This window comes from Ideonella sp. P3_A4 (genome assembly GCF_056403075.1).
Genome location: NZ_JBFUGE010000270.1, coordinates 1 through 8176, shown reverse-complemented (window position 1 = coordinate 8176; position 8176 = coordinate 1). Strand labels below are relative to the sequence as shown.

8 protein-coding genes and 1 pseudogene are annotated in these 8176 nt (G+C 69.3%); 1 reads left to right on the top strand and 8 read right to left on the bottom strand.

Features of this window, described 5'->3' with window-relative positions; translation table 11 throughout:
• Positions 1–407, top strand: a pseudogene (locus AC1DYI_RS20855) (hypothetical protein); the annotation flags it as partial.
• On the opposite strand, the gene AC1DYI_RS20850 reads toward AC1DYI_RS20855, so the two are convergent.
• Genes AC1DYI_RS20850 through AC1DYI_RS20815 form a run of 8 tightly spaced genes read right to left on the bottom strand, consistent with a single transcriptional unit; the run spans position 379 to position 7924 of the window.
• Positions 379–975, bottom strand: a complete 597-nt coding sequence (locus AC1DYI_RS20850) for a histidine phosphatase family protein (protein WP_477206046.1) — start codon at positions 973–975, stop codon at positions 379–381. The pseudogene AC1DYI_RS20855 and the gene AC1DYI_RS20850 overlap by 29 nt on opposite strands.
• A complete protein-coding gene (gene cobS / locus AC1DYI_RS20845) occupies positions 972–1799 on the bottom strand; it encodes an adenosylcobinamide-GDP ribazoletransferase (RefSeq protein WP_477206045.1) in 828 nt (275 codons plus the stop codon). The genes AC1DYI_RS20850 and cobS overlap by 4 nt, the downstream gene beginning before the upstream one ends.
• 22 nt (positions 1800–1821) lie before the next feature.
• Positions 1822–2865 carry a nicotinate-nucleotide--dimethylbenzimidazole phosphoribosyltransferase gene (gene cobT / locus AC1DYI_RS20840; protein WP_477206044.1) on the bottom strand — a complete coding sequence of 348 codons (1044 nt, stop codon included), beginning with the start codon at positions 2863–2865 and terminating at the stop codon, positions 1822–1824.
• 16 nt (positions 2866–2881) lie between these two features.
• The gene (locus AC1DYI_RS20835; RefSeq protein ID WP_477206043.1) at positions 2882–3709 is read right to left on the bottom strand and encodes a cobalamin-binding protein; all 828 of its coding nucleotides are present in this window, start codon (positions 3707–3709) and stop codon (positions 2882–2884) included.
• Positions 3710–3742: 33 nt separating this feature from the next.
• Positions 3743–5233, bottom strand: a complete 1491-nt coding sequence (locus AC1DYI_RS20830) for a cobyric acid synthase (RefSeq protein WP_477206042.1) — start codon at positions 5231–5233, stop codon at positions 3743–3745.
• On the bottom strand, positions 5230–6312 hold the full coding sequence (locus AC1DYI_RS20825; protein WP_477206041.1) for an aminotransferase class I/II-fold pyridoxal phosphate-dependent enzyme: 1083 nt from the start codon (positions 6310–6312) through the stop codon (positions 5230–5232). Before AC1DYI_RS20825 ends, AC1DYI_RS20830 begins: the two co-directional genes overlap by 4 nt.
• Positions 6309–7229, bottom strand: coding sequence for an adenosylcobinamide-phosphate synthase CbiB (gene cbiB, locus AC1DYI_RS20820; protein ID WP_477206040.1), 921 nt, complete (start codon positions 7227–7229; stop codon positions 6309–6311). The genes AC1DYI_RS20825 and cbiB overlap by 4 nt, the downstream gene beginning before the upstream one ends.
• Entirely contained in the window at positions 7226–7924 is a 699-nt protein-coding gene (locus tag AC1DYI_RS20815; protein WP_477206039.1) for a Dph6-related ATP pyrophosphatase, read from the bottom strand. Before AC1DYI_RS20815 ends, cbiB begins: the two co-directional genes overlap by 4 nt.
• Positions 7925–8176: the final 252 nt, after the last annotated feature.

Sequence of the window (8176 nt, the reverse complement as noted above, 5' to 3'; positions counted from 1 at the left end):
CAGCGACCACCCACCATGAGTCGTACGCCGATTTCGTCGACACCTTTGACAACATCACGCTGATCCGCGGCGTGCGCTATGTCGACCTCGGCCGACTGGCCAGCTCGGGGGGCTTGTCCTCGGGCATCGACCTGGCCTTGCACGTGGTCGAGCGCTACCTCGGCCGCGAAGCAGCGATGCAAACCGCGAACCACCTGGAGTACCAGAGCACAGGCTGGCTGCACCCCGAGGCCAACGCGGCGTATGCCAAGCGGCGCGTGGCAACAGCCCTGCATCCGTTCTGCCAGATCTGCGAGATGGATGTCGGCCGAGATGCGCCGACCGCAACCCACCACGGCCGCACGTTCTACTTCTGTATGCCCGAGCATCTGGCCAAGTTCAAAGCCCGGCCGGAGCGCTATCTGTAGTCATTGGACGGCCCGGGTTCAACGCCACGCACTCGCCATAGCGAGGCGCTGGCGGCCAGTCGGCCGCGCTCGGTTCACGGCCAGGGTGATCTTGTTGCCAGCGGCGGGCCAGCAGCCAGCCGCCATGGGTGACGACGAGTCGTGCGCCAGTCGGTTGCCAGGCGGCGGCGCGTTGCAGCAGCCTTGTGAGCGGCTCTCCCCCACCCGGTGCATAACGATGGAAATCTGCGCACCAGGCATCGATCTCGGCGATGGCGATCGCCGGCCAGTGTTGGCCATCCCACGCACCGAAATCGACTTCGATCAGGTCTGCGTCGATGCGGTGCGTCCAGCCCCAGCGTTTGAGCCAACGGCCAACCGCAGCGCAGCGCTGCAACGGCGAAGTGACAACGAGATGCGGCAGCCCGTTCAAACGGGCGAGGCGACGGATGCGATGCGCCAATCGCTTGGCGCGACGCGGGTCGACCAGTAAATCGGTACGGGCACCGATGCAGCGGCCTTCGGCGCCGCGCGGACGCGGGTGGCGCCAGGCGTAGACCGGCGCCTGCGCTTCGGCCGCCAGCGTCACGAAGTGCCGACGCGGGCGGCCAGCGCCAGCAGCACCGCCAGCTCGGTCAGTTGTTCGGTGGCGCCGAGCGTGTCGCCGGTGTAGCCGCCCAGGCGGCGCGTCAGCCAACGCTGCATCGCAACGATCACCAGCACGGTCGCAACCAGCGACGCCGCCAACCGGCCAGCGGGCCATGCGATGCTGGCCAGGGCCGCTGCGGCCAGCGACCAGCCCAGGGCCCAGCCCAGCTCGACGCGGCCCACCGATTGCGCCAGTGGCTTGGCCTTGGCGTGTTCGGCATCGCCGGCGTATGGGAGCCACGCCATCAACACCACCGCCGCGCTGCGCCCCCAAGCGGCCGAGAGCAGCAGCGCCGCTGCAGCCAACGCTGGACCGCGCGCACACAGCGCGGCCCACAGCACTGCGCGGCCGACCAGTGCCAGCGCCAGCGCGGCAGCACCGTAGCTGCCGATGCGCGAGTCCTTCATGATCTGCAACGCGCGCTCGCGTGGCACGGCACCGCCGAGTGCGTCGAAGCTGTCGGCCAGGCCGTCTTCGTGGAAGGCGCCAGTCAGCACCAGCGACACGGCCAGTGCGATCAGCGCCGCGACCATGGTGGGCCACCACAGCGACGCGCCCCACAAGACGGCCGCGCTGAAGGCGCCGACCAGGCCGCCGACCAGCGTGAAGTGGCGTGCCGACTGGTTGAGCCATTGCGGCTGGTAGCCGACCCAGCGCGGCGCCGGCACCCGCGTCAGGAACTGCAGCGCCACGAAGACCAGCCGCAGCTGGTGCTGCAGCTGATCACGCAGGGTTGCCACAGGGCCGACAGATGCGGGTGTCATGCCACGCTGCCCGGCTTGGTGATCAGGCCGCGCCGTCGCGGTCGCTGACGCCGGCGGTCTCGAAGCTCGCCATCTCGGCCAGCAAGCGACAGGCCGAGTCGACGATCGGCCAGGCCAGCGCCGCGCCCGAGCCTTCGCCCAGACGCATGCCCAGGTCGAACAGCGGCCACGCACCCAATTGCACCAACCAGCGCGCATGGCCACTTTCAGCCGACGCATGAGCGAAGACGCAGCGCTGCAGCACGGTCGGCGTCAGCGCCGCGGCCACGGCCACTGCGGCGGTCGTGATGAAGCCGTCGACGACGATCAGCCGGCGCTGCTGGGCGGCCTGCAGCACCGCGCCGGTCATCGTCGCGATCTCCAGCCCACCCAGCGCGGCCAGGGCCTCCAGTGGCGCTTGCGCGTTGGTGTTGGCTTCCAGCGCCTGGCCCAGCACCGCGAGCTTGTGCGCCAGGCCGGCGTCGTCCAACCCGGTGCCGCGGCCCACGCAATCGGCCAGCGGCTGGCCGGTCAGACGGGCCATCAGCAGGCTTGCCGCCGAGGTGTTGCCAATGCCCATCTCACCCAACAGCAGCGCGTTGCCGGGCAGGTCGCGCACCAGCGCGGCGCCATGGGCCATGGCCTCTTCGCACTGCGCGGCGCTCATCGCCGGGCCGATGCTCGAATCGGCCGAGCCTTGGGCGACCTTGGCCACGACCAGGCCGGCGCGCGGCGCAAAGTCGTGCCGCACGCCGCTGTCGACCACTGTCAGCGCCAGGCCATGCTGGCGCGCGAGCACCGACACCGCAGCGCCACCGGCGAGAAAGTTCTCGACCATCTGCCAGGTCACGTCGCTCGGGTAGGCCGACACGCCGCGCGCCGCGATGCCGTGGTCGGCGGCAAACACCACCAGCTGCGGCGCCTCCAGGCGCGGGTCTTCGCGGTCCTGCACCAGGGCCAGCTGCAAGGCCAGCGTTTCGAGCCGGCCCAGCGCGCCCAGCGGCTTGGTCTTGCGGTCGATGCGGTGCTGCACGCGACGCGCCAGGGTCTCGTCATGGATGTCGCTGATGTCGAAGGTCAGGCTCATGGTGGTTCGCGTTGGGTCAGGAGTTGATGGTCGGCTGCGCCSCCCAGTCGGCAAACAAGCGGTGCAGTTGCTGCAGGCCATCGGTCAGCGCGGCCGGGCCGGGCTGCAGGATGTCGCAGGACTTGATCTCGTGCAGCCGGCCGTCGCGCACCGCCGGCACGTCTTGCCAGCCCTCGCGTGCGGCCACATGCTCGGGGCGGAATTTCTTGCCGCACCACGAGCCGACGATCACGTCGGGTGCGCGGCGCGCCGGCTCCAGCGCATCGGCGACCACGCGGTCGCGGCCCATGCGTTGCTGCCCCAGCTCGGGAAAGACATCGTCGCCGCCGGCCAGGCCGATCAGCTCGGACACCCACTGGATCGCGCTGATCTTCGGCTCGTCCCATTCCTCGAAATACACGCGCGGCCGGCGTGGCCAGCCCTGCGCCACGGCGGCGAGTGCATCGGTGCGCTGTTGCCAGTCAGCGATCCAGGCCTCGGCCTTGGCATGCGCACCGACGAGACCGGCCACCAGCCGCATCGTGCCCAGGATCTCGGCCACGCTGCGCTGGTTGGTGATGAAGACATTCAGGCCGGCGCGAATCAGCTTGTCGGCCAGCGCCGCCTGCATGTCCGAAAAGCCGATCACCAGGTCGGGCTCGAGCGCGACGATCTTGTCGATCTTGCCGTCGAGAAAGGCCGACACGCGGGGCTTCTCTTCACGCGCGCGGCGCGGCCGCACGGTGTAGCCCGAGATGCCGACGATGCGCTGCTCTTCGCCCAGCAGGTACAACCACTCTGTCGTCTCTTCGGTCAGGCAGACGATGCGTTGGGGGCCTGTGCTCGGGCCGGTGGACAGTGTCATCAGGTCAACTACTCAAGAGGCCGGATCAACGGCTCAAACAGAACTCAGCAACTGCTGCAAGGCGCCCGGCGCGAAGTGGGCTTCGACCATGTCGGCCAGCGCATCGAAACTGTCGTCCAGGCTGCGCACCTGGGCGCCGAACAACGCGCGCACCACCCCGGCCGATTCGAACAGGCCGTGCAACGCGGTGCCCAGCACCGGCCCGGCCTGCCAGGCCAGCGTGCGGCCGTCGGTATCGTGCAGTACCGCGTGGCCGATGGTGTCACCCACCGGCTGCGTCACGCCGTGGCGGATCTGGTAGCCCGACAGCGTGACACCGCCGAGCGGCGCCCAATGGCCGCCAGGGGCTTCGAAACGTGCCCGCGTGYGTTCGACCTGCTTCGGCGCTTCATAGTGGGTGGACAGCGGCAGCAGGCCGAGGCCGGGCCAGTTGCCGGCCTCGCCATCGACACCGGCCGGGTCGGTCAACGACTGGCCCAGCATCTGCAAACCACCGCACACGCCCAGCAGCGGACGGCCGGAAGCAGCATGCAGCCGCACCATGCGGTCCAGCCCCTGGCGGCGCAACCAGGTCAGGTCACTGCTGACCTGCTTGGAGCCCGGCAGCACGATCCAGTGCGCACCGTGCAGATCGGCCACGCTGCGCGCAAAGACCACGCGCAGGCCAGGCACCTGGCGCAGCGGCTGGAACTCGTCGAGGTTGCTGACATGCGGGTAGGCCACGATCGCGACCACGCGCGGCTCGGCCGCGCCGGCCGGTGCGGCGGTGGGCGCATGGTCGAACACACCGTCTTCGTCGGGCAGGCCATGGTCGCGCCGCATCGGCAAGGTGCCGATCGTCGGCACGCCGGTCAGGCGCTGCAGGTCGGCCGGCCCCGGGGCCAGCAGCGAGGCGTCGCCGCGGAACTTGTTCAGCACGAAGCCACTGAGCGTGGGCTTCAGGTCTTCGGGCAACAAGGCCCAGGTGCCATGCAGGTGGGCAAAGGCGCCGCCACGGTCGATGTCGGCCACCAGCAGGCTGCGCAGGCTGCCGGCGTCGCGTGCCCAGCGGGCCGTGCCGAGGTTGACGTAGTCGTTGGCCGCGAGGTTGATCTCGGCCGGCGAGCCGGCCCCTTCGATCACGAGCAACTCATGGCGATTGCGCAAGCGCTGAAAGCTTTCGTGCGCGGCCTGCGCCAGTTGATGGCTGCGTTCGCGCCAAGGCAGGCGCGACAAGCAAGGCGCCACGTTGCCGTGCAGCACCACTTGGCTGGCGGTGTCGCGCTCGGGCTTGAGCAGCACTGGGTTCATGTCCACCGTCGGCGCGATGCGCGCGGCCAGCGCCTGGAAGTACTGGGCCGCGCCGATCTCGCCGAAGCCGCCCTGCGCACCGGCCACGACACGCGCGTTGTTGCTCATGTTCTGCGCCTTGAACGGCGCGACATCGATGCCGCACCGCGCCGCCCAACGGCACAACGCAGTCGCCAGCAGGCTCTTGCCGGCACCGCTGGAGCAGCCCCAGACCATGATCGCGCGTGGCTTCATGCATTGCCTTTCGTCAAGGGTGGGGTTGAAGAAGAAACCGGTGGGCGCAGCGCGCCGATGGCGTCGGCCAATGCCCGCAGCGCTTCGGGCGGCAGCGCGTTCAACCGCACCCAACCGGACAAGCCGAAGGAGCCGGCATCACGCACCGCGATATCGCGCTCGCGCAAGGCTGCGGCGGTCACGCCGGCGGGCAGCTGGGCACAGACAAATGGCGTGACGCTGGGCCAGACCACCGCGCCTGCCTCGTTCAACAGCGCCAGCAGTTCGGTCTTCCACGCGCGCAAGGTGTCGCGCTGGCGGGCCAGCCAATGTTGCGCACCGTCGCTGACCCAGGACTCCAGCATCGCCACCGCGTGCGCACCCAGCGGCCACGAGGGCTCGGCCGCGACCAGCGCCTCGACCCAGTCGGCACCCGGTGCGCTGCCCTCGCGCGGCGCAATGGCATAGGCACCGCGCACGCCGGGCAGGCCTAACGCCTTGTTCGGACTGATCAGCTCGAACACCGCGTCGCGCGCCGCGCCGGCCCAGGTGCCGCGGCCGTGCAGGCGCAGCGGCGCGTAGGCCGCGTCGAGCACCGTCGTGCACCGGCTCAGGTCGGTCGGGGGCGGTGCGTCCAGGCCCAGCGGGCTAGACGGATCACAGCACCAGCGCAGCGTCGGCCGTTGGCCCACACGCGGGCCCTCTTGGCCGTTGACGCAAAGTGCACGGCCATGCGCTCGCGCTGCTGTCGCGTAGTCGCCGTACGCATGCTCGGGCACCTCGACCGGCCCAGGCGCGAGCCGAGCCCCGACCACGGTGACCCGTTGGATGAATTCGCTTGCGCTGGCAGCCAGCAGGATGCGCGTCGGCGCGACGCCGTGCCAGGCGGCCAGGCGTTCGCGCAAGCGCTGGTAGCTGGGGTCGGGGTAACGCGTCACATCGACCGCACGCAGCGCCGCTTCGGCAGCTGGGCACGGCCCGGCCGCGTTGGCGTTGGTCGAGAAGTCCCAGCGCGCGGCACCGCGCGCGTCGGGCCCACCATGCGCACGTACCGGCGTGCGAAGGGCCGGTTGAGCCACCGGTGCGCGCAACGCGCTCATGACCACAGGCTCCGCACGCACCACAGCAGCGTGGCCCCCGCCACCGCAGCGGTAGCGGCCTGACTGGCCACTTGCAGGGCACGCGCCACGTGCGACTCACCGGGCACCGACCCGGCAGGGTGCAGCAGGTAGATACCCGGCTTGCTCAAGCGGACGTTCAGGCGCAAAGCCATCGCGCCCATCGCCCAGCCACCATTCGGCGACGGCGTGCGCGCTGCCTCGACCCGCAACTCGCGCCAGGCCGATGGAGCCAGCGTTGGCCGCAGCAAAGCAGCGGTCAGCCGAGCCGGCAACCACGACAGCAGGTCGTCGGCGCGCGCCGCCCATTTGCCTGCCCATTCATAGCGGCCGCGGTAGCCCCACATCGCATCGGCAGTATTGGCAAAGCGGTAGACCACCGCACCGGGCAGGCCGGCGACGGCGAACCAGGCCAGCGGCGCGACGACCGAGTCGTTGAGGTTTTCAGCCAAGGTTTCGATCGCAGTTTCTCGAATTTGGATATCACCAAAATCATTCACGTCGCGGCTGACCAGCCGTGACAGACGTTGGCGTGCGGGACCCAGGCCACCACGCACCAAGGCGTTCTCGACGGCGGCCACTTCGTCGCGCAGCATGCGCCACGCAAAGCAGGGTTTGAGCAACAGGCCCAACAACAGCAGGGCCACCCATCCGGGGCTGTGGTTGAGCAACGACAGCTGCAGCCACCACGCGGCCGCACCGAGCACGGTGGCGATCACCAGCCAGGCCACCGCACCGGCGACGAACGCGGCGGCCGGTGTCCATGTGCTGAGATGCCGACCGAGCGGACCGAGCAACAAACCTAACCACGCGACTGGATGAAACCGATTACGCGGTTCACCGAACAGGGCATCGAGGCTCCAGGCCAGCGGCAATGCCAGGGTCAGTGCCCAGTTCATGCGTCCATCATCAACACCGGCGCCTGAAACACCAATTCAGTTGGTGACAACGGTGGTTGAGACGCCACACGGCGCTGCACGCCCGGGCCCAGTGTCAGCGAGCGCAAAAAACCCGGCCCGCCCCAGGCGAAACTGTGGAACTCGCCGCCTTCGCCACAGGGGCAAACACCTTGCGGCAGGCGCGCCAAAAAGGCCTCGTCGTACTCGACGCCGCAGTAGCTTTCATCGAGCCAGCGGGTGTCGACACAAACGATGCGGGCACGGATGCCACGCGCGATGATTTCGTGGGCCACCGCGTCGCGCGACAGGCCCCACAGTGGAAACACCGCTTGCAGACCGGCGCGTTCGCAGGCCGGCTCCAGCCAGTCGCGGTGGGCTTGCAGGTCGATGTCGCCAAACACCATGTGCGTGTGGCCCGCTGCGTGCAGCTGCACCAGTTGTGCAGCGAAACCATTGCCGTAGTCGCCTGGGCCAACAACAGCAGGCTGCCAGACACCGCCGAGCAATGCCACCTGCGCAGCGATCAGGTCGCGCGGCAATGCATGGCTCTTGCTGAGGCCGTCGGTGTCGAGCATCGTCAGGAAGGTGCGTACATCCAAGCCAGCCTCACGTGCACGCAGCATCGCCAGGCAAGCGTCCTTGCCGGCGCTCCAGCTGATCGCAGCTTTCAGTGTTGTGCTTTTGGGGACTTTCATCTCAGTTGCTCTCTCCCCTTGCAAGGCCCGCGACGCGCCGCGATGCTTGGTGCATTGCTGCTGTTGTTCCAACTGCCGAGCACCGAGCGCGGCGGGTGGCCCGGGGGTGCGTTCTCCGGCCCACGCTCGCGGGGCAGTGTCCTTGGCGTGCGCCGGGCTCTCGGTCAGCACCGTTTGTGCTTGCCTGTGTTGTGGTGGCCGCGAATGGGGCCTGCGCCCGCACCCCCGAGCCACCCACCATGGAACCGTGGT

Coding starts and splice junctions, on each gene's coding strand:
- AC1DYI_RS20825 (WP_477206041.1), bottom strand. CDS start 6,312: ATGAGCGCGTTGCGCGCACCGGTGGCTCAACCGGCCCTTCGCACGCCG.
- cobT (WP_477206044.1), bottom strand. CDS start 2,865: ATGAGCCTGACCTTCGACATCAGCGACATCCATGACGAGACCCTGGCG.
- AC1DYI_RS20815 (WP_477206039.1), bottom strand. CDS start 7,924: ATGAAAGTCCCCAAAAGCACAACACTGAAAGCTGCGATCAGCTGGAGC.
- cbiB (WP_477206040.1), bottom strand. CDS start 7,229: ATGAACTGGGCACTGACCCTGGCATTGCCGCTGGCCTGGAGCCTCGAT.
- cobS (WP_477206045.1), bottom strand. CDS start 1,799: ATGACACCCGCATCTGTCGGCCCTGTGGCAACCCTGCGTGATCAGCTG.